Source organism: Thalassospira sp. UBA848 (assembly GCF_002295455.1).
Lineage (GTDB): Bacteria > Pseudomonadota > Alphaproteobacteria > Rhodospirillales > Thalassospiraceae > Thalassospira.
In genome coordinates this window covers 21,024-21,415 of the sequence record NZ_DBGS01000004.1, presented here as the reverse complement: position 1 = coordinate 21,415, position 392 = coordinate 21,024, and the positions used below count along the sequence as shown (strand labels likewise).

Below are 392 nucleotides of genomic sequence, written 5' to 3'. Positions count from 1 at the left end.
GCACGCCGGTTCGATTCCGGCTCGCGCCTCCACTGGTCCGGCATAGCTCAGTTGGTAGAGCAAATGACTGTTAATCATTGGGTCGCAGGTTCGAGTCCTGCTGCCGGAGCCATAAACCCCTGGAACCTAGTTCCGGGGGTTTTTGCTTTTGCAGGCCAACTTCATCTGTTTGATCAAGCATTCGAAACAGCGACAGGCGCGTATAACGCCATGCCTATTTCAACCTCCTTTTGCCCTCCTCGCAATATGATCCAATCGCATTGAAAAAAGACACGATTTTGGCCAGATTTTCTCAAAAAAGGTCTTGCGGGCCTCGGACTGTTTGATTATACACCTGCCACGCGCTTCGAGAGACGCGCAAAGCCTGATCCGGCATAGCTCAGTTGGTAGAG

General features: G+C 52.0%; 1 tRNA gene. It reads left to right on the top strand.

The features are described 5' to 3' along the window. Positions 1–36: 36 nt before the first annotated feature. Positions 37–112, top strand: a tRNA-Asn gene (locus B2R48_RS00755). Positions 113–392 lie beyond the last annotated feature (280 nt).